The organism is Streptomyces sp. enrichment culture (assembly GCF_964272895.1).
Classification (GTDB): Bacteria; Actinomycetota; Actinomycetes; order Streptomycetales; family Streptomycetaceae; genus Streptomyces.
This window is the reverse complement of the sequence record NZ_OZ186832.1, coordinates 4014594-4035693: the sequence shown is the minus strand read 5'-3', so window position 1 is coordinate 4035693 and position 21100 is coordinate 4014594. Positions and strand designations below refer to the sequence as shown.

The 21100-nt window shown below is 68.9% G+C and carries 16 protein-coding genes, 1 tRNA gene and 1 pseudogene; 8 read left to right on the top strand and 10 right to left on the bottom strand.

The genetic code is table 11. The annotated features are described in order from the left end of the window. Positions 1 to 80: 80 nt before the first annotated feature. Both ACSU6M_RS18245 and ACSU6M_RS18240 read left to right on the top strand, forming a co-directional pair. A complete protein-coding gene (locus tag ACSU6M_RS18245; RefSeq protein WP_437070811.1) occupies positions 81 to 1346 on the top strand; it encodes a hypothetical protein in 1266 nt (421 codons plus the stop codon). Between the two features lie 20 nt (positions 1347 to 1366). Beyond that, positions 1367 to 1981 (top strand): hypothetical protein, encoded by a 615-nt coding sequence (locus ACSU6M_RS18240; protein WP_437070810.1) that lies wholly within the window; start codon positions 1367 to 1369, stop codon positions 1979 to 1981. A gap of 69 nt (positions 1982 to 2050) precedes the next feature. Here ACSU6M_RS18240 and ACSU6M_RS18235 read toward each other — a convergent pair whose 3' ends face one another. The 5 genes from ACSU6M_RS18235 to ACSU6M_RS18215 all read right to left on the bottom strand — a co-directional run bounded on the left by ACSU6M_RS18235 (position 2051) and on the right by ACSU6M_RS18215 (position 7380). After that, complete coding sequence (locus ACSU6M_RS18235) at positions 2051 to 2515, bottom strand: heat shock protein transcriptional repressor HspR (protein ID WP_437070809.1); 465 nt, start codon at positions 2513 to 2515, stop codon at positions 2051 to 2053. A gap of 5 nt (positions 2516 to 2520) precedes the next feature. After that, positions 2521 to 3696: a molecular chaperone DnaJ gene (dnaJ, locus tag ACSU6M_RS18230; protein WP_437070808.1), complete on the bottom strand. Its 1176-nt coding sequence runs from the start codon at positions 3694 to 3696 to the stop codon at positions 2521 to 2523. 66 nt (positions 3697 to 3762) lie between these two features. Next, a complete protein-coding gene (gene grpE / locus ACSU6M_RS18225; protein WP_437070807.1) occupies positions 3763 to 4422 on the bottom strand; it encodes a nucleotide exchange factor GrpE in 660 nt (219 codons plus the stop codon). Beyond that, positions 4422 to 6263 carry a molecular chaperone DnaK gene (gene dnaK / locus ACSU6M_RS18220; protein ID WP_437070806.1) on the bottom strand — a complete coding sequence of 614 codons (1842 nt, stop codon included), beginning with the start codon at positions 6261 to 6263 and terminating at the stop codon, positions 4422 to 4424. The genes grpE and dnaK overlap by 1 nt, the downstream gene beginning before the upstream one ends. 94 nt (positions 6264 to 6357) lie before the next feature. Continuing rightward, positions 6358 to 7380, bottom strand: a complete 1023-nt coding sequence (locus tag ACSU6M_RS18215) for an MraY family glycosyltransferase (RefSeq protein WP_437070805.1) — start codon at positions 7378 to 7380, stop codon at positions 6358 to 6360. A gap of 211 nt (positions 7381 to 7591) precedes the next feature. Here ACSU6M_RS18215 and ACSU6M_RS18210 point away from each other — a divergent pair, with 211 nt between their 5' ends. From ACSU6M_RS18210 to ACSU6M_RS18195, 4 genes are all read left to right on the top strand, one after another. After that, positions 7592 to 9874: a (Fe-S)-binding protein gene (locus ACSU6M_RS18210; protein ID WP_437070804.1), complete on the top strand. Its 2283-nt coding sequence runs from the start codon at positions 7592 to 7594 to the stop codon at positions 9872 to 9874. Positions 9875 to 10040: 166 nt separating this feature from the next. After that, complete coding sequence (locus ACSU6M_RS18205; RefSeq protein ID WP_437070803.1) at positions 10041 to 11330, top strand: FG-GAP repeat domain-containing protein; 1290 nt, start codon at positions 10041 to 10043, stop codon at positions 11328 to 11330. A 165-nt stretch (positions 11331 to 11495) separates the two neighbouring features. After that, positions 11496 to 12971, top strand: a complete 1476-nt coding sequence (locus ACSU6M_RS18200; protein ID WP_437070802.1) for a VCBS repeat-containing protein — start codon at positions 11496 to 11498, stop codon at positions 12969 to 12971. A 77-nt stretch (positions 12972 to 13048) separates the two neighbouring features. Beyond that, on the top strand, positions 13049 to 14035 hold the full coding sequence (locus ACSU6M_RS18195; protein WP_437070801.1) for a Yip1 family protein: 987 nt from the start codon (positions 13049 to 13051) through the stop codon (positions 14033 to 14035). A gap of 125 nt (positions 14036 to 14160) precedes the next feature. Here the strand turns inward: ACSU6M_RS18195 and ACSU6M_RS18190 are convergent, their stop codons facing one another. Next, positions 14161 to 14658 (bottom strand): phosphoribosyltransferase, encoded by a 498-nt coding sequence (locus ACSU6M_RS18190; protein WP_437070800.1) that lies wholly within the window; start codon positions 14656 to 14658, stop codon positions 14161 to 14163. 8 nt (positions 14659 to 14666) lie between these two features. Next, the gene (gene dcd / locus ACSU6M_RS18185; RefSeq protein WP_437070799.1) at positions 14667 to 15242 is read right to left on the bottom strand and encodes a dCTP deaminase; all 576 of its coding nucleotides are present in this window, start codon (positions 15240 to 15242) and stop codon (positions 14667 to 14669) included. Positions 15243 to 15846: 604 nt separating this feature from the next. On the opposite strand from dcd, the gene ACSU6M_RS18180 reads away from it, so the two are divergent. Beyond that, positions 15847 to 15920 (top strand) — tRNA-Gly (locus tag ACSU6M_RS18180). A 79-nt stretch (positions 15921 to 15999) separates the two neighbouring features. On the opposite strand, the pseudogene ACSU6M_RS18175 reads toward ACSU6M_RS18180, so the two are convergent. Then, positions 16000 to 17047, bottom strand: a pseudogene (locus ACSU6M_RS18175) (tyrosine-type recombinase/integrase); the annotation flags it as partial. Between ACSU6M_RS18175 and ACSU6M_RS18170 the strand changes: the two are divergent. Continuing rightward, on the top strand, positions 17037 to 18023 hold the full coding sequence (locus ACSU6M_RS18170; RefSeq protein ID WP_437070798.1) for a DUF1152 domain-containing protein: 987 nt from the start codon (positions 17037 to 17039) through the stop codon (positions 18021 to 18023). The pseudogene ACSU6M_RS18175 and the gene ACSU6M_RS18170 sit on opposite strands and share 11 nt — an antisense overlap. Before the next feature lie 241 nt (positions 18024 to 18264). Here the strand turns inward: ACSU6M_RS18170 and ACSU6M_RS18165 are convergent, their stop codons facing one another. After that, entirely contained in the window at positions 18265 to 18912 is a 648-nt protein-coding gene (locus ACSU6M_RS18165; RefSeq protein ID WP_437070797.1) for an MAE_28990/MAE_18760 family HEPN-like nuclease, read from the bottom strand. 2 nt (positions 18913 to 18914) lie between these two features. Next, positions 18915 to 19967, bottom strand: a complete 1053-nt coding sequence (locus ACSU6M_RS18160) for a DUF262 domain-containing protein (RefSeq protein ID WP_437070796.1) — start codon at positions 19965 to 19967, stop codon at positions 18915 to 18917. Positions 19968 to 21100: the final 1133 nt, after the last annotated feature.

The following is a 21100-nucleotide window of genomic DNA, read 5'->3' as shown; positions in this document are numbered from 1 at the left end:
TCTCATCTCTCTCATCTCCGCTTCGGCACTTCTGCTCTTCTGCTCTGTCTCAACTAGCGATTCCTTGGGGGGAGTCCACCATGTCCGCTCGTCTCGCCGCCGCCCGCTTCCGCACCGTGGCCGCGGCCGCCCTCGTCGCCGCCATCGCCGGTACCGCCGCCCTGCCGGCGACCGCGACCGCCGCCGAGGGGACGAGCGGCAATCCGCTGACCATGACGCTGGGCGCCCCGACCCCCGACAGCACGCTGAAGCGGGACGGCGAGACCCGGTCGATGACCCTCACGGTCACCAACTCCTCCGACACCGCCCAGGACTTCCAGGCATGGCTGAACGGTGCGGCGGACGGCCCGAGCCCGCTGCTGAACGACTCGGTCGTCTTCGACGTCACCCCCCTGAACGCCCCCGCCACCAAGTCCTCGGTGGGCCGCCAGGACAACCAGTGGCAGGGCCTGTTCTACCCGGCCTCCGGCAACGCCTCCTCCGCCTTCTCCGTCCCGGCGAAGTCGGAGTTCACCTGGAAGGTGACCGTCGGCCTCGGCGCCAACTACGCCACCAACAACGGTGACTTCACCCTCAAGGCGGCCCCGCTCCAGGGCAAGGTCACCGCCGACCCGGCCCGCAACACCGTCGTCTTCAAGACCGAGCCGGCCGTGCAGCCCGGCAAGCTGGAGGTCCGCCTGGACCCGACCGCCGGTGTCGTCCTGCGTCCGGGCGAGCGTGCCGACATGGCGCTGTCCACCCGCACCACCGGCCCCGGTGAGTTCCCCGCCGACATCGACCGCACGCTGGTGATCGACGCCGGCGAGGACCTGGACTTCGGTCTGGAGGCCGACGTCGACGGCAGGACCGTGAAGCTCGCCGAGCCCACCCCGAACCACTTCGAACTGCCCGCCCTGCCCAAGGACTTCGGCGCCGGCCAGGACCTGCTGAAGCTGAAGCTCTCCCTCGACAAGGACTCCGCCGTCGAGAAGGAGACCTCGGTCCGCCTGCACGCCCTGTACTCCATGAACGGCGAGGCGCCCTTCGTCGACTCCCTGGCCGACGCGAAGATCCTCCCGGCCAAGGCTCCCTCCGCCTCCCCGTCCACCACCCCGTCCACGCAGCCGTCGGCCACGCCGACCGCGACCCCGACCGCCTCGGACACCGCCACCGCCACGCCCACCGCGTCCCAGAGCACCACCGCCGCGGCCGGCACCACGGGCAGCACCACCGGCGGCATGACCACGACCGGCTCCCTCGCCTCCACCGGCTCCGGCGCCGGCCTGTACGCCACCGCCGCGGGCGTCCTGCTCGCCGCCGGCTTCGCCGTCGCCGCCCTCGGCAAGCGCCGCCGCACCACCGCCTGACCCCCCACAGAACGGACACCATGCGCATCAAGCGAGCACTCACGGCGGGCGCCGCCGCCGTCGTCGTCCTGACGGCGACGGCGGGCTGCGAGGACGGTGCGGACAAGGCGGCCCCGAACCCCAAGGGCCCGGTCACCGTGGCGAGTTCGGCCCCGCCGAGCCCGCCGTCCGGCACCACCGAGCAGGGCTTCGGCGGCGCCCTCCCCGAGGCCGCCGACACCGCCACGCTCGCCCGCTACGTCGACCTGTTCACCTCCTGCAAGGAGGTCGTGCCGGGCGAGTCGTACGACGCCACCGACGACGGCTCCGACGCGGCGTGGGGCGCCGAGGAGGCCGCCGACCCGTCCTGGGGCATCGCGGAGCGGGCAGTCTGCAGGGACTTCACCTACCCCATCGCCCTGCTGACCGTGGCCGACATGGCGAAGTTCCAGACGGCGGCGAAGGCGAGCGGCGACCGGTTCGCGATCGGGGAGAACATCGCCGTCGTCCCGGTGGGCGACGAGCAGATCCAGGCGCTGTCGCACTCCGAACTGGTCTTCCTGACCTGCGAGGACGACTTCGCCCCGCCGAGCGGCTACCGCACGGAGAAGGCACTGGTCGACGGTTGTGTGCTGAGCGACTACTGGCCCAGCTGATCCGTCCCCGCGCGCACGGCGAAGGGGCCCCGAGCTTCTGCTCGGGGCCCCTTCGGCGCAGGCGTGTGCCTAGTCCTTGGCCTTCTTCGGCCGCCAGACGACCAGCGCGCTGGTCTGCTGCACCTCCTGGTACGGCACCAGGTCGCGCCGGTAGGAGGCGTGCACGGCGGCCTCGCGCTGCTGCATCGCCGCAGCCGCGCCGTCCAGCGCGGCTTCGAGCTCGGCCACCCGGGACTGCAGGGCGGCCACCTGGTTCTCCAGCTCGATGATGCGCTTGATGCCGGCCAGGTTGATGCCCTCGTCCTGCGACAACTGCTGCACCTGGCGGAGCAGTTCGATGTCGCGGGCCGAGTAGCGGCGGCCGCGCCCGGCGGTGCGGTCCGGGGAGACCAGGCCGAGGCGGTCGTACTGGCGCAGCGTCTGCGGGTGCAGGCCGGAGAGCTGGGCCGCCACCGAGATGACGTAGACCGGGGTCTCGTCGGTCAGCTCGTAGGGTGAGAAACCCCCGCGGGGGCGGGGACGACGGCCGTCCATCAGACTCATGCTCCCTTCGCGGCCTCGAACAGCTCCGCCCGCGGGTCCTCACCCGCGGTCGCCTCGCGATACGCCTCCAGCGCGTCACGCGCCTTGTCCGACAGCTCCGCCGGGACGCTCACCTCGACGGTGATCAGCAGATCGCCGCGGGTGCCGTCCTTGCGGACCGCGCCCTTGCCCCGCGCCCGCATGGTGCGGCCGTTGGGGGTGCCGGGCGGCAGTTTCAGGGTGACGGCCGGGCCGCCCAGGGTGGGCACCCGGACCTCGCCGCCGAGGGTCGCCTCGGCGAACGTCACCGGCACGGTCACGGTCAGGTTGTCGCCCTTGCGGCCGAACACCGGGTGCTCGCCGACGTGGACGACGACGTACAGGTCGCCGGCCGGGCCGCCGCGCTCACCGGGCGCACCCTTGCCGCGCAGCCGGATCCGCTGGCCGTCGGAGACCCCGGCGGGGATGCGGACCTGCATGGTGCGCGAGGACTTGGCCCGGCCGCTGCCCTTGCAGACGTCGCAGGGGTTCTCGGCGATCAGGCCGCGGCCCTTGCAGTCCGGGCAGGGGTCGGTCAGCGAGAAGCCGCCGCCGGAGCCCCGCGCCACCTGGCCGGTGCCGACACAGGTCGGGCACACGCGCGGTGTGCCGTTCTTGTCGCCGGTGCCGGAACATGCCTTGCAGGGGGCCTGCGAGGACATCCGCAGCGGGACCGTCGCGCCCTCGATGGCCTCGACGAAGCTGAGGGTCACCTCGGACTCGATGTCCTGGCCGCGCTTGGGCTGGGTGCGGGTGCCGGTGGCACCGCCCCGGTTGAACAGTCCCCCGAGGACGTCGCCGAAACCGCCGCCGAAACCGCCGGCTCCCCCGCCCTGGGCGCCGCCTCCGAAGAGGTCGCCCAGGTCGAAGTTGAACGAGCCGCCGCCCGCGCCCGGCCCCGGCCGGAACCCGCCGTTGCCGAACAGGGCGCGCGCCTCGTCGTACTCCTTGCGCTTCTTGGGGTCGCCGAGCACGTCGTTCGCCTCGGAGATCTCCTTGAAACGCTCCTCGGCCCTGGCGTTGCCCTTGTTGGCGTCCGGGTGGAACTCGCGGGCGAGCTTCCGGTACGCCTTCTTGATCTCGGCCTCGGTGGCGTCCTTGGGGACGCCGAGGACCTTGTAGTAGTCCTTCTCGATGAAGTCCTTGGTGCTCATCCCCGACGTCCCTCCTTTCCGCTCACATACGAAACGCTCGCGTGCGAAACGCTCACGTACGACACGTCAGCCCTCTTCAGAGCCGCTGTCCTTCTCCTCGCCGGCCGGCTTCTCGCCGTCCCCTTCCGCCTTCACCGTCTGCGCGCCCGGCTGCGGCTCGGCGACCGCCACCCGCGCGGGGCGGATGGTGCGCTCCCCGATGCGATACCCCGGCTGGAGGATCGCGACGCAGGTCGTCTCGGTGACGTCCGGTGCGTAGGAGTGCATCAGGGCCTCGTGGATCGTCGGGTCGAAGGGCTCGCCCTCCTTGCCGAACTGCTGGAGCCCCATCTTGGCGGCGACGGTCTCCAGCGACTCCGCGACGGACTTGAAGCCGCCGACCAGCTCGCCGTGCTCCCGCGCGCGCCCGATGTCGTCGAGCACCGGCAGGAGTTCGGTCAGGAGGTTCGCGATGGCGATCTCCTTGACCGCGATCCGGTCGCGCTCGACCCGGCGGCGGTAGTTCTGGTACTCGGCCTGCAGCCGCTGGAGGTCCGCGGTGCGCTCGCCGAGCGCGGTGCGCACCTGGTCCAGCTGGGCCAGCAGACCGGCGTCTGCGCTTGCGTCCCCGGCCGGGGCCGCCGGCTCCTCCGGAGAGGAGGCGGCGGCCTGCGGCTCGGCGTCGTCAGGGGTGGCGCCGGAGGGGACGTCGGGCTTCTCCTCGAAACCCGGGGTCTCCTCCGTCATTACGCGGCACCGTCCTTGCGCTCGTCGTCGATGATCTCGGCGTCCACCACGTCGTCGTCGGCCTTGGGCTGCTCACCGGCGGTGGCACCGCCCGCGGCCTGCGCGGCCTGGGCGTCGGCGTACATGGCCTGGCCCAGCTTCTGGGAGACGGCGGCGACCTTCTCCGTGGCCGTGCGGATCTCGGCGGTGTCCTCGCCCTTGAGCTTCTCCTTCAGCTCGGCGACGGCCTCCTCGACCTCGGTCCTGACCTCGGCCGGGACCTTGTCCTCGTTGTCCTTGAGGAACTTCTCGGTCTGGTAGACGAGCTGCTCGCCCTGGTTGCGGGTCTCGGCGGCCTCGCGGCGCTTGTGGTCCTCCTCCGCGTAGCGCTCGGCCTCCTCGCGCATGCGGTCGACCTCGTCCTTCGGCAGCGAGGAGCCGCCGGTGACGGTCATCTTCTGCTCCTTGCCCGTGCCCAGGTCCTTCGCGGTCACGTGCATGATGCCGTTGGCGTCGATGTCGAAGGAGACCTCGATCTGCGGGACGCCGCGCGGGGCCGGCGGGAGGCCGGTCAGCTCGAACATGCCGAGCTTCTTGTTGTAGGCCGCGATCTCGCGCTCGCCCTGGTAGACCTGGATCTGCACGGACGGCTGGTTGTCCTCGGCCGTGGTGAAGATCTCGGAGCGCTTGGTCGGGATCGTGGTGTTGCGCTCGATGAGCTTGGTCATGATGCCGCCCTTGGTCTCGATGCCGAGGGACAGCGGGGTGACGTCGAGCAGCAGGACGTCCTTGACCTCGCCCTTGAGGACACCGGCCTGGAGCGAGGCGCCGATGGCGACGACCTCGTCCGGGTTCACACCCTTGTTGGCCTCCTTGCCGCCGGTCAGCTCCTTGACGAGCTCGGCGACGGCAGGCATACGGGTGGAGCCACCGACGAGGACGACGTGGTCGATCTCGTTGATGGAGATGCCGGCGTCCTTGATGACGTTGTGGAACGGCGTCTTGCAGCGCTCCAGCAGGTCCGCGGTCAGCTGCTGGAACTGGGCGCGGGTGAGCTTCTCGTCGAGGTGCAGGGGGCCCTCGGCGGAGGCGGTGATGTAGGGCAGGTTGATCGAGGTCTCGGTGGAGGAGGACAGCTCGATCTTCGCCTTCTCCGCAGCCTCACGCAGACGCTGCAGAGCCATCTTGTCCTTGCTCAGGTCCACGCCGTGGCCGGACTGGAACTGCTTGACCAGGTAGTCGACGACACGCTGGTCCCAGTCGTCACCACCGAGGTGGTTGTCGCCGTTGGTGGCCTTCACCTCGACGACACCGTCGCCGATCTCCAGCAGCGAGACGTCGAACGTACCGCCGCCGAGGTCGAAGACGAGGATCGTCTGGTCGTCCTTGTCGAGGCCGTAGGCGAGCGCGGCCGCGGTGGGCTCGTTGACGATGCGCAGGACGTTCAGGCCCGCGATCTCACCGGCCTCCTTGGTGGCCTGGCGCTCGGAGTCGTTGAAGTAGGCCGGGACGGTGATGACCGCGTCGGTCACCTTCTCGCCCAGGTATGCCTCGGCGTCCCGCTTCAGCTTCTGGAGGATGAAGGCGGAGATCTGCTGCGGGTTGAACGGCTTCCCGTCCAGCTCGATCTTCCAGTCGGTGCCCATGTGACGCTTCACGGAACGGATGGTCCGGTCCACGTTGGTCACCGCCTGGCGCTTGGCGACCTCACCGACCAGCACCTCGCCGTTCTTGGCGAAGGCGACGACGGACGGCGTGGTCCTGGCGCCCTCGGCGTTGGTGATGACGGTGGGCTCGCCGCCCTCCAGAACGCTGACGACGGAGTTAGTCGTGCCCAGGTCGATGCCGACCGCACGTGCCATGGTTGATTCCTCCAGCTGACTTGAGTGGAACGGACTCAAGTGTGCACGACGCCCCGCGCCGGGTCAACAGACCTGAGCCAGACCGACTCAACTCTTATCCGTTCCTTACACGCAACTGGCCTCTGACCTGTGCAGACGCCATGCGCGGCGCCGGAGAAGACGTCAACCGAAGCAGGACGAGTACGACGATCAGGGCCCCACCCGCCACCCAGAGCACGGCGCTCGCGCCGAGGGACCCGAGGTGCACCAGCACCCCGACCAGCACCCCGGCCCCGGCCCCGCCGACCAGTACGGCCCGCACCCCGCGCGGGGCGAGCCCGAGCCGGCGCAGCCGGTGGGCGAGATGGTCGGGCCCCCCGCGCAGCAGCGCCCGCCCGGCCAGCCGCCGCGCGGCCACCACCAGCACCAGGTCGGCGACGGCCACCGCGGCGCACGCGAACAGCACCCCCGCGGAGCCGGCCGGCTCGTGCCCCGCGCGCACCAGCACGGCCGCGCCCGCCAGCAGGAACCCGCCGAACAGCGAACCGCAGGCCCCGAGCGCGATCCGCGCCGGACGGCGGCCCTGCATCAGGAACCCGGCCAGCGCCGCCGCCAGCACGCTCAGCAGCACCGCGAGCCCGTCCATCACCTCCGCCGCCGCGCACACCCCCACCCCCAGGGCGGTGACCACCCCGACGGCCGCGGCCAGCCCGTCGGCGTGGTCCAGCGAGCGGAAGGCGACCGTGCCGAGGACGATCCACAGCACCGCGCCCGCCCCGCCCACGGCCCCGGTCACCTCGTACGGCACGACCCAGGCCGCCGCCACCGCCGTACCGGCCAGCAGGAAGCGGGTGCGCAGCCGCCAGAGGTCGACGGCGAGCCCGAGCAGGGCCACCGCCGAGCCGGCGAGGAGCAGGGCGCCGGGCTCGGAGCCCATCCGGGCCACGCCGGTCAGCTCGCCGAGCCCCGCGACCAGCCCGGTGGCCAGCGCCACCGCCACCCCGCCGAGCAGCGGCACGGGACGGGTGCGGCGCCGGCGGTCGACCACACCGCACCTCAGCGCGGGGACACGCAGCAGGGCCGCCAGACAGGCGGCGAGCAGCAGGGCGGCGGAGGCGGCGGCGATCCCGTAGAGCACGGTTCTAAATTAAGGCGGATGTCATGATTTGATACGAATGGCGCATCGGATCGGCGCGCCGTCGCACGGCCGACTGAGGGAAGCCTCAGCGACGCAGGTCACCGATCGCCTGACTACAGTGCGGCAAGGGATACGGGTAGTCTCGAAGGACTGCATAAGTTACCGCTTAGTAATCTCCCAGCATCAGCCTCGCAGGCCCGAGGAGCCCGACATGCAACTCGCCGCGATCATCGTGTCGATGGTCCTGATCGCAGTGGGCAGCGCCCTTTTCGGGCGTGCCGTTCTGCAGATCTTCCGCTTCGTGATGCTCGGCCAACCGCTGCCCGCCGGCGCGCGGACCAACGACCCCGTGCTGCGCACCATCACGCTGGTCAAGGAGTTCCTCGGCCACACGCGGATGAACCGCTGGGGCGTCGTGGGCTTCGCCCACTGGTTCGTGGCGATCGGCTTCTACACGCTGCTGCTGACGCTCGTGAACGCCATCGGCCAGCTGTTCAAGGCCGACTGGCTGCTCCCGGTGCTCGGCGAGTGGACGCCGTACAACGTCTTCGTCGAGTTCATCGGCACGATGACGATCGTCGGCATCCTGATGCTGATCGTCATCCGGCAGCTGTCGCGGCCGGACCGGCCGGGCCGCAAGTCGCGCTTCGCCGGCTCCAACACCGGTCAGGCGTACTTCGTCGAGACGATCATCGTCATCGTCGGCGTCTGCATCTTCACGCTGCACGCGCTTGAGGGCGCGCTGCACCACGTGGACAGCTACGAGGCGTCGTTCTTCATCTCCTACCCGCTGGTGTCGTGGCTGGAGGGCTTCGAGACCTCCACGCTGCAGAACCTGGTCTACTTCTTCGCCGGTCTGAAGATCGCCGCGTCCTTCATCTGGATGATCACGGTCGCCCTGAAGACCGACATGGGTGTCGCCTGGCACCGCTTCCTGGGCTTCCCGAACATCTGGTTCAAGCGCAACGCCAACGGTGAGAGCTCGCTGGGCGCGCTGCTGCCGATGACGTCCGGCGGCAAGCCCATCGACTTCTCCGACCCCGGTGAGGACGACGTCTTCGGTGTCTCCCAGGTCGAGCAGTTCTCCTGGAAGGGCCTGCTGGACTTCTCCACCTGCACCGAGTGCGGCCGCTGCCAGTCGCAGTGCCCCGCCTGGAACACGGGCAAGCCCCTCTCCCCCAAGCTGCTGATCATGTCCCTGCGGGACCACGCCCACGCCAAGGCGCCGTACCTGCTCGCGGGCGGCGGCAAGACCATGGAGGGCGAGGAGAAGGCGTCCGAGGAGCAGCTCGCCAAGGTGCCCGCGGCGGCGCTGGCCGAGGCCGAGCGGCCGCTGATCGGCACGGCCGAGGAGAACGGCGTCATCGACCCGGACGTGCTGTGGTCCTGCACGACCTGCGGCGCCTGTGTCGAGCAGTGCCCGGTGGACATCGAGCACATCGACCACATCGTCGACATGCGCCGCTACCAGGTGATGATCGAGTCGGCGTTCCCGTCCGAGGCGGGCACGATGCTCAAGAACCTGGAGAAGAAGGGCAACCCCTGGGGCCTGGCCAAGAAGCAGCGCCTGGAGTGGACGAAGGAAGTCGACTTCGAGGTGCCGGTGGTCGGCAAGGACATCGAGGACCTGTCCGAGGTCGAGTACCTGTACTGGGTCGGCTGCGCCGGCGCCCTGGAGGACCGGGCGAAGAAGACCACCAAGGCGTTCGCCGAGCTGCTGCACATCGCGGGCGTCAAGTTCGCGATCATGGGCGGCGACGAGAAGTGCACCGGTGACTCCGCCCGCCGCCTCGGCAACGAGCCCCTGTTCCAGGAGCTCGGCATGGAGAACGTCATGGCCCTCAACGCCGCCTTCGGCGAGGAGATGGACGACGAGGGCAAGGTGGTCCCGGAGTCGGCCAAGCCGAAGTCGGCGAAGAAGATCGTCGCGACCTGCCCGCACTGCCTGAACACCCTCGGCAACGAGTACCCGCAGCTCGGCGGCGACTACGAGGTCATCCACCACACCCAGCTGCTCCAGCACCTGGTGGACGAGGGCAAGCTGATCCCGGTGACCCCGGTCGAGGGCATCATCACCTACCACGACCCCTGCTACCTGGGCCGCCACAACAAGATCTACACGCCCCCGCGCGAGATCATCGGCAAGGTGCCGGGCCTGCGCAACGAGGAGATGCACCGCCACAAGGAGCGCGGCTTCTGCTGCGGCGCCGGCGGCGCCCGGATGTGGATGGAAGAGCGCATCGGCAAGCGCATCAACAACGAGCGCGTCGACGAGGCGCTGTCCCTCAACCCGGACATCGTCTCCACCGCCTGCCCGTTCTGCCTCGTCATGCTGACCGACTCGGTCAACGGCAAGAAGAACGACGGCAAGGCCAAGGAGTCCATCCAGGTCGTCGACGTCGCCCAGCTGCTGCTGGAGTCGGTGAAGACGCCCGCCGACCCCGTGGACGACGCGGAGACCGAGAGCGAGCCGGAGCCCGAGCCGGTGAAGTAACGCCCGCGGCACCGCTCGGCGCCCCCTGCCCGCATCGGGTGGGGGGCGTCGGCGTCTCCCGGCGGCGGTCAGAGATCCGTAAGACGTCGGGCCCTGTCCGCCACGGTCGAACACATGCTTCACTACTGAGTCGTTGTCTACGGTGCTGACGAGGTGGACGGTGCCCATGCGAACGCTCGGAGCGGGTGCGGCGGCCGTCGGCTGTCTCGTTCTGCTGGCCGCCTGCGGACCCACGGAGGACGGCGGTGCGCGGCCCGTGCGGCAGAGCCCGTCCGTGAAGGCCGCCCAGGCGCCCGCGCAGCTGCCCGTGCCGCGCGGCGAGGGCAGCGACCTCGCCGACGACTTCAACGGTGACGGACACCGCGACCTCGTCCTCAACGACCTGGTCAAGGAGCAGGCGCACAGCGACGACGCCGGGATCGGCATCGTCTACGGCGGCCCCGGCGGGCTCGCCCCCGGCGCCCGGCAGCTGCTGAGCCCGGCACGCAACGCGGCCCCGACGGACGGGCAGCTGCCCGCCGTGTTCGACGCGGAGGCGACCTGCGACCTCGACGCGGACGGGTTCACCGACCTGGTCGTCTCCACCGACCCGCCCTTCGACGGACAGGGGCGGCCCCCGGTGCCGCTGCAGATCCTCTTCGGCTCGCCGCAGGGCCCGGCCGGACGGGCCGTCCCCCTGGTCATCCCGGCGGTGGCCCGCGCCGGCAACGACTGGCCCGACCAGCCCGCCTGCGGCGACTTCGACGGCGACGGCGCCCACGACCTCGTGGTGCACGCCTCCGACCGGCAGCTGAGCTTCCTGCGCGGCCCCTTCACCCGCGAGGGCGCCCCCCGCGCGGCCGGCGCGCCCCTGCCCGCCCCCGGCAACCTGCCCACCGGCCCGGTGGCCGACGTCGACCGCGACGGCGACGACGACCTGGTCGTCCGCAGCGCCGAGGGCCCCGCGACCGCCACGCTCGTCCTGGGCGGCCCGGACGGCCCCGCCGGCACCGGCACCGCCCTGCCCGAGGGCCTCGACGTGGCCCTCGGCCGCTTCGGGCGCGGCGCGGCCCTGGACGCGGCGGTCGGCGGCGTCGCGCAGACGTCCCTGCGCTACGACCTGCCGGACGCCGACCCCGCCACCCTGGACCTCGGGGGCTCCCTGCTGGACGCCGCCGACCTCGACGGCGACGGGCTGAGCGAACTCGTCTCCAGCGGCTCGGGCATCCGCGTCCTGCACGGCCGTACGACCGGGCCGGACGCCGAGGAGCCGGTCACCGTGCGGCCCGCGGCACGCGGCACCGCGCGGGTCCTCGCCGCCGCGGACTTCGACGGCGACGACCTGGCCGACCTGGTGGTGCGGACGTATGTCGGCGAGACCGAGGACACGGTGGCCGTGTATCCGGGCGCGAAACGGGGGCTGGTGGCCGGGAAGCCGGTGGTCAGCTTCTCGACGGGGGACTTCCTGGAAGGGTGAGCGGCGTGCGGGAGGGGTGAGCTGATGGGGCTGGGCCGCCGGGGGCTGGGCCGCCCGGGGACCCTGAGCCACACCTGTCCCAGGGGGCACGAAAATCCCTCGAACTCACGTACAACCCTTTGCCGTTCACAGATGTCTCCTGAGCAGACTTCAGGAGGCCCACGCATGCACCAGCACCTGCGCACCACCCTCGCGACCGCGGCCGCCGCCGCGCTGACGGGTGGGCTGCTCACCCTCGCGGCGACGCCGGCCACGGCCGCCGACTCCACGCACGTCCCGCAGGCCGACTTCAACGGCGACGGCATCGGGGACATCGGCTTCTCGGCGTGGGGCGCCTATGTGAGCGGCAAGGCCCGCGCCGGCCAGTTCGTGGTGCTCTACGGCACCACCAGCGGCATCTCCTCCGCGAAGCGCTCGGTGATCAGCCAGAACACCACGGGCACCCCGGACGCCGCCGAGCCCGGCGACTTCTTCGGCGCCGAGCACGCCTACGCGGACTTCAACCACGACGGCTACGACGACGTGGCCGTCTCCGCCCCCTGGGAGGACGTCTACGGCCAGGCGGACAGCGGCACCGTGACCGTGCTGTGGGGCTCCCGCGCCGGCCTCACCGGCCGGGGCGTGCTCATCCCCAACCCGGCGCCCTCGGCCCACGACCGCTGGGGCAAGAACCTCGCCGCCGGCGACTTCGACGGCGACGGCAAGGCGGACCTCGCCATCGGCAACTCCTCCAACGTCATCCAGGTCTACCGGGGCGGCATCACCGCCTCCGGCACCCCCGGCCGCGCCCGCAACTCCTTCAAGGCCCCGATCCAGTCCGGCGGCTCGGCGGCCGGCCCGAAGAACCTCAGTGCCGGCGACGTCAACGGCGACCGGCGCACGGACCTGATCGTCGACGGCTTCGAGACCACGTCCGAGTACGGCTGGAACCGCAACTACTACATCCCCGGCACCTCGACCGGCCTGAACGCGTCCGCCGCCAAGCCCCTGCGGCCCGGCGTCATCACCGGCATCGGCGACATCAACGGCGACGGCTACGGCGACATCGTCAGCGGCTGGGAGTACGAGACGCGCCTGTCGGACGGCACGCCGGTCCCGTACTCCGGCAAGGGCGGCAAGGTCTGGATCACCTACGGCACGGCCTCCGGGCCGGGCACGGCCACCGGGATCACCCAGGACAGCGCGGGTGTCCCGGACGCCGCCGAGACCGAGGACTGGTTCGGCAGCGAACTCGACCTCGGCGACATCAACCACGACGGCTTCCAGGACCTGGCCATCGCCTCGGCGGGCGAGAACGCCGGCGACGACAGCGACACCGGCGCGGTCACCGTCCTGTACGGCTCCCAGTCCGGCCTGCGCACCAGCGGCGCCCAGCTGTTCACCCAGAACACCGCGGGCGTGCCCGGCGAGAACGAGGACGAGGACTACTTCGGCTACGACGTCAAGCTCGACGACGTCACCGGCGACGGCCGCGCCGACCTGATCGTCGGCTCCGCCGAGAACGCCGGCGACGGCTCGGTCACCTACCTCCGCTCCGGCGGCAGCCGGATCACCACCTCGGGGGCCCGCCTCGTCACGCCGTCCGCGGCGGGGCTCTCGCTGGCGGGAACGCCGATGTTCGGCGCGAACATGGCGGACTGATCCCCTCGGCGGCCGGTGGCCCCTAGGGGGTGTCTCGGGGGCGAGCGCCAAGTCCCGTACGGGCAGGCCCGTAAGGGATGTCACAGCTCGGCCGCAAAGCCGGGCCCGGACGGCCGGGCCCGGCACGTCACCCTCCGGGACCAGGTACGTTCGAAGGCGTGGCTGGATTCAGGATCGGACGCGGCGGCCGGGACGGCCGGACCCCGCAAGCGCGACCGCAACACCCCCCGTACGGTCAGCAGGCGCCCCGGGGACCGTCGTACGGAGGTGCCCCGCAGGGCGGGCCCTCGTACGGCTACCCCTCCGCGCCCCAGGGCCCTCCCGTGGGCTCGGGCGGGGGCTGGGGGAACCACGGCGAGCCGGAGTACTTCGGCGGCGCCGACCCGTACGCGCCGCAGGGGCACGACCCCTACGCGGCGAACAACCCGGGCCACACCCAGGCGTTCTCGATCGACGACCACGCGCAGTACAGCCAGGGTGAGACGTATCACGCGGGCGCCACGGCCCCGCCCGGCCCGATCGGGCCGCGGCTGCCCTGGAAGGCGCTGCTGCGCGGCATCGTGACCGCGCCGAACCAGACGTTCCTGGTGATGCGGGACTACGCGGTCTGGGGCCCGGCCCTCGTCGTCACCTTCCTCTACGGCCTGATCGCGGTCTTCGGTTTCGACGACACCCGCAACGACGCGATCAACGCCACGATCTCCAACGCCGTGCCGATCGTCCTGACCACGGGCGTCGCCATGGTGATCAGCGCCCTCGTCCTCGGCGTGGTCACCCACACCCTCGCCCGCCAGCTCGGCGGCGACGGCGCCTGGCAGCCCACGGTCGGCCTCTCCATGCTGATCATGTCCATCACGGACACCCCCCGGCTGCTGGTCGCCATGTTCGCCGGCGGCGACGCCCCCTTCGTCCAGATCCTCGGCTGGGCCACCTGGATCGCCGCCGGCGCCCTCCTCACCCTCATGGTCAGCCGCTCCCACGACCTGCCGTGGCCCAAGGCCCTCGGCGCCTCCGCGATCCAGCTGATCGCCCTGCTGTCGATCGTGAAGCTGGGCACGTTCTGAGGGACGGCACACAGCCGGGCCCGTCCCGAGGGACGGCACGCAGACGGGCCCGTCCTGAGGGACGGCACACAGAAGGGGCTCTCCGCACTGCGCGAAGAGCCCCTTTTCTCTGCTCGTTTCTCCGCTCAGGCGTCGAGAACCTGACCGGCCCGCCGGACGACGGGCGGCTCGACGGACCAGGGGAAGTTGATCCACTCGTCGGTGCGCTTCCACACGTACTCGCACTTCACGAGCGAGTGCGACTTCTCGTAGATGACGGCGGAGCGGACCTCGGCGACGTGGTCGAGGCAGAAGTCGTGGACCAGCTTGAGCGTCTTGCCGGTGTCGGCGACGTCGTCGGTGATCAGGACCTTCTTGTCGGAGAAGTCGATGGCGTTGGGGACGGGCGCCAGCATGACCGGCATCTCCAGGGTGGTCCCCACACCGGTGTAGAACTCGACGTTCACCAGGTGGATGTTCTTGCAGTCCAGGGCGTACGCGAGACCGCCCGCCACGAAGACACCGCCACGGGCGATGGAGAGCACGATGTCGGGCTCGTAGCCGTCGTCGGCGATGGTCTGGGCGAGTTCGCGGATCGCGACGCCGAAGCCCTCGTAGGTCAGGTTCTCCCGTACTTCGCTCATGGTCTCGCTCACACCTGCGTCCGATGGAAATTGATGAAGGACCGGGACGCGGTGGGACCGCGCTGCCCCTGGTAACGGGACCCGTACCGCTCACTGCCGTACGGGAACTCGGCCGGCGAGCTGAGCCGGAACATGCACAGCTGGCCGATCTTCATACCGGGCCACAGCTTGATCGGGAGCGTGGCGAGGTTGGACAGCTCCAGCGTCACGTGCCCGCTGAAGCCGGGGTCGATGAAGCCGGCGGTGGAGTGGGTGACCAGCCCGAGGCGCCCGAGCGAGGACTTGCCCTCCAGCCGGGAGGCGATGTCGTCGGGCAGGGTGATGACCTCGTACGTGCTCGCCAGCACGAACTCGCCCGGGTGCAGGATGAACGGCTCGTCCCCCTCCGGCTCCACCAGCCGGGTCAGGTCCGCCTGCTCGATGGCGGGGTCGATGTGGGGGTAGCGGTGATTCTCGAACACCCGGAAGAAGCGGTCGAGGCGCACGTCGATGCTCGACGGCTGCACCATGTCGTCGTCGTAGGGATCGATACGCACCCGTCCGGCGTCGATCTCGGCCCGGATGTCCTTGTCAGAGAGAAGCACGCCCCGAGGATACGCAAGGCGCGCGGACCCGCCACAATCGTGACGACTCCGCGCGCTGAGGTTCCGCTCACGCATGACCACGGCCGATCACGGAGGGTGACCGCTACGGCCACGGCTTCCGCGCCACGGCTCGGCCTACGGCCGCCGGCTCCCGGCTACCGCCTCTGAAGAGCCACGGCTACCGCTTCTGCAGAGCCACCGGCACGACGCTGCGCAGCCGCGCACACCGAGGACACCGGACGAGCCGACCGGGGCCGAGCCTCTCGGCCTGCTGCATCGGGAACGAAGCGGTGCTGAACACGTGCCCATCGGCACAGCGGACGACGGTACGTTCCATCAAGTCCCTTAAGTCCCTTCCCCAAGAGCCGCCGCCACACCTGACTGGAATCCCGTGACGGCGAAAGCCACATTACGGGATGAAAGGGACGACCCTCCAGGCGGCACTCCGACCCTCACCGCGGCCCCCACCGTACGCCCCAACTCCCGCCCACCGCAGCCGCATCACCCCCCTGAAACACACTCAGACCCCTCGGCCTCAACACCGGGGGTCTGCAATGAGGTACAGTGGGCGAGCATCACGACACCGGTCCTACCGGCGTCTTACGCGGGTGTAGTTTAATGGTAGAACATCAGCTTCCCAAGCTGAGAGCGCGAGTTCGATTCTCGTCACCCGCTCCACTTGAAACCCCCAGGTCATCGACCTGGGGGTTCTTTGTTGTCCAGACCGGTGAGCGGGTGCCGCACCACAACCGCACCATTAGCTCGCCGACGGCTCCTCCTTGTGGTGCGCACGGTCGTCGGTGTGGTGCTTCGCACGTTCGGCACGTACGAGGTCGTCCAGCCCGGCGGCGACCTCCCGTTGCCGCTCCTCGTCGGAGTGCTGGTAGATCAGCGCCGCCTTCTCGGAGGACTGGCCGGCGCGCACCATCGTGTCCCGGAGGGTGGTGCCCGAGCGGGTCGACAGGGTGTGCCCGGTGTGGCGGAGGTCGTAGAAGCGGAAGCCGTCCGGGAGACCGGCGATCTCACGAGCCCGCCGCCACTTCCGCCCGAACGTCGTGCGTCGGAAGGCCGCGCCCTTCTCCCCCACGAAGACCAGCCCGTCCGGGCCCTTCTCGGCGAACCAGTCGAGGTGGCGCCTCACCTCCTTCCGGAGGAAGGCCGGGAGGACGACCACGCGAGCACCCGCATCGGACTTGGTCGGCCCGGGCGCCCGCTTGCCGTTGGTCCGCTCCGGCTCGGCGACCCGTACGCGGATCACGAGGTTGTCGACGTCGACGTCCGACGACGCAGGCCGGCCAGTTCCTCCGGCCGCATCGGACCGTAGGCCCCGAGATAGACCATGAGCCGCCAGCGGATGCCGATCGCGTCGGCGAGCGCGTCGACCTGGGCGACGGTGGCGATGCGCCGTTCCGCCGCCGACTCCTTGCCCGCCCCTTTGATCCGACACGGGTTGCGCGTGATCAGGTCGTCGTCGACGGCCGTCTCAAGGATGCCTTTGAGGAGGCGGTACGCCTTGGCGACGGTGGTCTTGGCCTGGGTGGTGCGGAGCCGTTCGGCGCGCCACTCACGCACGTGCGGAGCCGTGATCTCGTCCAGGTCGAGCCCGCCGAACGCCGGGAGGATGTGCAGGCGCAGCAGGTGCCGGTACAGGTCCTCGGTCCGAAGGGCCAACTCCCGCTCCTCGACCCACTTCTCGGCATAGACGCCGAAGTTGACGGCCCGGCGTCGGGAGCGCGCCAGTCCCCGCGGCTGAGGTCCGCCTCGACCTGGGACAGCCAGATCTCGGCGTCCTTCTTGGTCGCGAACCTCCTGATCGACCCGCTCCCGGGACCACGAGGAACCGACAGCTTCACGGGACTCGAACCCCTCACTCAGTCCGTCCGGTCAGTGCCAGCCGAAGCCCAGCCGATCGCCCCAGCAGGCTCCACCCTCCCCCGCCTCACGGCAGAGCTCCCGCACACACTGGCCCTGCTCGACCCGCACCACGGCGCCGAAGGCATCACCCGCCAGCTCGAAGAGCTGGTGTCCCACCTGGCGCCGGCATCGATCGATCTGCTCGACGTCGGCGGCGACATCCTCGCCCAGGGCGACGAACCGACCCTCAAGAGTCCGCTCGCCGACGCCCTCACCCTCGCCGCCTGCTGCCAGGTCAACGCTCCGATCCGACTTCTGGTGGCAGGTCCCGGGCTGGACGGCGAGATCTCCCCCGACGACCTGCGCCCCCTGCTCGGCACCCTCGTCCACACCTTCACCGCCGAGGACGTGGAAGCGATCGGCAGCATTCTGGAGTGGCATCCCTCAGAGGCCACCGCCATGCTCGCCGCAACAGCCCGAGGAGCCCGCGGCATCTGCGAGGTGCGCGACGCCGGCCTCCCCGTCCCCCTCACCGACGAGGGACCCACGGTCCACGAAGTCGACCTGGACGACGCGGTCAGTCGCAACAGCCTGGCCCGCGCCATCATGACGACCGCCACCCTGGACGAGGCCGAGGCACACAGCCGCGAGATCTGCGGCTTCTCGGAAATCGACTACGAACGCAACAAGGCAGCATGGCTCACTGAGCGGCTACCGACGAAGCTGGATCCCGACGACGTGCTGTCTCGGCTCGACCAGTTCCAGAGCGAGGCCCGAATCCGCGGAGTCACTTACACGACGTTCCGCCACCTCACCGAGGCCCTGAACCTCAACGGCTCTCACAGGGACGCCCTACGCCAGCTGCTCATCAGCAGCCGTCCGGAGCAGTACGCAGCTCCCTTGTGGCGCATCCCGTCCGAAGACTGAGTTACAACCTTCTTCACGGATTCAAGGCGGCTCGCTCCGCTCGCCGCGCGGCCCGGCCCCCGTCCGGGCCTGCGCTCCTGTCTCCGCCCCGCTCCAGCCCGGCCGGCCCCCGTGCCGCGCAGAGCAATCAGCCGCTTACCGTAGAAGGGGTACGTCGTGGCTGAGGCTGTCTACAGGCCTACGATCACTCGCGCAAAAGCAGCGTCACTCCAAAGCCGCTCGGTGCCGACCTCAAGCGTCCTCACTTCCGCTTGTATCCTTCATTGGCCGCCGCATTAGAAATCTGAGTGCGCACATCTTTCAGGATGACCAACACGCGGTCTCTGATATCCACCCAATCCGCGAGCGAGACATATTCCTCCCTTCCGTGAGCAATATCATTGCGATGGCGCAGCAATCGTTTGTCGATAATGGATCTGTAGATCTCATGTCGACTCGCGTCGCAGCCAATGGAATGCATAATGTCGGCAAAGACGTCGAAATATAGGTTCGACCTCGTTCTAATCGTTGCCGAGTTGTACGGAATATTAGCGGGTAGGGCATCGGCGCTCCTGAGAAGCTCGACAATCTCAGTATGCGCCAAGGAACTCTTTGAAGCCTCGCCGCGACCTAGTTTTGACCTAAGGGCAACCGCGGCTATTTCAGACCTCAATTGGCCAACCTTTAGGCCTTTCCTGCTCACGTACTCGAGATACGCACGAGCACCCTCTTTTACGTATCCTTCCCAATGCGCATAAACAAGCGCTACGCCGCCGCGGAGGACCCCTGGTAGTTGATGCGATCGACACGAGGAGGCAACTTGCTCCCAGAGTTGCATCTCATGTGTGCGCCATTTCAAGTCTTCCGTCAGAACGGACTCAAGGTTCTCGATCGTCCGAATCGAGGCCATCGCTAATCCACACTGAAAATGCGATTACCTACGAGTGGCATCATTGGTACGCGAGAAGTGGCGCGAACTCCTGCCCCCGAGTATTTTCTGAACTCATCGTCCTTCCAGAGTTCAGATACTTTACTCCTCAGGCGATCCGCCTGTTCGTCGACTCGAAGATTCTTCCAGTCATCGAGGTGACCCGCCACTCCGAGGGTAATAGCCTCGAAGGCCGATACGCTGAAAGCGCCAGACGGCTTCTCTCGACGAACGTCGTACCGCCGGAAGACGTCCGGCCCCAGTGACGAAAGAACGCCGAACACGCCCTCGAAGATCACTTGTTGCTGCGCCGTGTCGAAGTCGCCGGATGTAGCCATGTCCAAAATTTGATCTGACAGGAATGTATCCATGTCGGAAAATCTGTTCAGCTCGGATGATGTTGCATTCTTTAGGACGAAGAAGCGCGTCGCAAGCTCTAGATCATACTGCTCAGAAATCTGCCTATCCGTCAAAGGTACACAATCGGCAAACGGCCCCTCGGTACGGAGTCGATCTAGCCAAACATAGAATTCGGCGTTAGTCATCAGTAGCTGAGCAGTTCGAACTTCCTGCGGTGAAGTCGGAACGCCGCCACTATTCAACCTGTCGAACAATTCGTACTTTACTCGTTCGTCGGATTCGCGCAGCAGAATCCGGAAATCCAGGCGAGCCCGCTTGAAATGGATCTTAAGCTCGGGAGAGAACCTAGGTTCCTCTCCTGAGTAGCTCATCCCCTCCAGTGAAGGCAAATACTTGGTCCGGGTGAGTTTGCTCGGCGGAAGGATCGCGCCTGTTGCCTCATCGCGCAATTCTCCCATAAATGACAGGATCGTGGAAAGTCGCTGCAGACCATCAACAACTTCCCAAACACCATCCTCGCGCTGGGCGACGAAAATGGTGGGAAGCGGGATGTCAAGCAGAATGGACTCGATCAGTCGCGATTGCTTCTCGATAGGCCAGCGGAACAGGCGCTGATACTCTGGCCTGATTTGGATTTCCTTGTCTCGGTAGAGATTCACCACCTCTCCGATCGACATAGTGTATCCGTCAGATCGGATATTTTGACGGCTAGTCTCTACTTCCTCAAGAATCCCCACAGGCTATCCTTTACATTTACTTTTCTGGCGATGCAGGAGCCAGACTATCCTCTCTGCTCAGACGATGATGGGGCAACCGTCAACTGGCAGGTAGCGAGATACAGCAACCACCACGACCGCGGCCAAGGACCCCCGTTGGCTAGCTGCCGAAGGTGACGGGGTGCCAGATACATGCCAGATCGCGCGGGGAACTACGGGGACCACTGGACACCAAATCGGCAGCCAGCTACGCACCAACGCACCTTCGGGCGCAGGGCACCCAGCGACTGGCCCTCGCGAACCCGAACTTCCCAAGCTGTGAGGGCTTCGGCATCGTGGTCACGGGCCGGCCGTCGTGGCTTGCTGTGGTCGACGCCAATGGCAGCGTGGCTGAGGCGTGTGGGGGTGTAGCGAGGCACACGCGTGCGTGGGCGGTCGGCGCACCCGCCGTCGTGGCTGACTGTCGTCGGCTGAGGTTCAGACCGGGCCACCGAGGGCGCCGGCCGTCAGTCGAGCGAGCTCCTGCACCGGGTGAAGCTGGGCCGTCCCTGGGCCGTCCGAGGTCGCTCGACAGCGGCCAAGGATGACCACCAGGCGCACGAGCCCACCGCCCCTGACCAGCAAAAACCCAGCTCACCAAGATCCCCGACAAGACCCGGGGCAAGAAGACATCTCAGGTTGGGCTGCGTGGCGGACCCGGCAAGTTGTCCCACGCATGACCGCATCCGCCAGCGCAGTGCAGCAAGCACCAGTGCGCGCGGGACCTTGCCATGCTCCGTGTCCAATTCGCGCTCTACCTACATGCTCCGTCCAACCGCACTCTGAGCCATAGAGGAGCGTCACGACCGTAGGGGGAGGTATGGCCAAGCGTCGAAGGCCGCAGCCCAGGGACAGCCGCGGCCGATTCACCAAGACCGGCATGCCGGTCTGGCTGGGCGTCGCGGTGGTCATCGTCCTGCTGTACGCCTACGCCCGCTAGCCCGACGAGGCGCAGACGGACCAAGACTCGCACCACAACCGCACCAGATCGAGCGGGGAACAGCGGGGAATCACGGTGAAAGCCGCCGGAGTCGACGAGGCGCCATCCGGCGTTC